We start from the raw sequence: 276 nt of genomic DNA, 5'->3' as shown, positions 1-276 counted from the left end.
GTGGTACTTGATACCTACCGTAGCCACTTAAATAAAAAATAATCATGAGGGTTACCCGGCTTGACCGGGTAACCACAGCGGATGAAAGCCCTGCTACAATCCGAGCACGGTCCCGACCAGCAACCAGATATTCAGTGCCACGACCAGCACCACAATCACCCAGCCAACCTGTTTTACCCAACGGCTATTAACTAAATCCCCCATCAGTTGGCTGTTGCTGGTAAAAATCAGTAGCGGTACCAGCGCCAGAGCGATACCAAAACTGAGTAATACCTG

General features: G+C 49.6%; 1 pseudogene. It reads right to left on the bottom strand.

Annotated elements, in window-relative coordinates:
• Positions 1-93: 93 nt before the first annotated feature.
• Positions 94-276: pseudogene (locus tag FDX22_RS31650) on the bottom strand (hypothetical protein); the annotation flags it as partial.

Origin of the sequence: Citrobacter sp. TBCS-14 (assembly GCF_005280805.1) — a bacterium.
Classification (GTDB): domain Bacteria; phylum Pseudomonadota; class Gammaproteobacteria; order Enterobacterales; family Enterobacteriaceae; genus Citrobacter; species Citrobacter gillenii.
The sequence above is the reverse complement of the archived record's forward strand: the minus strand, read 5'-3'. Positions and strand labels throughout refer to the sequence as shown.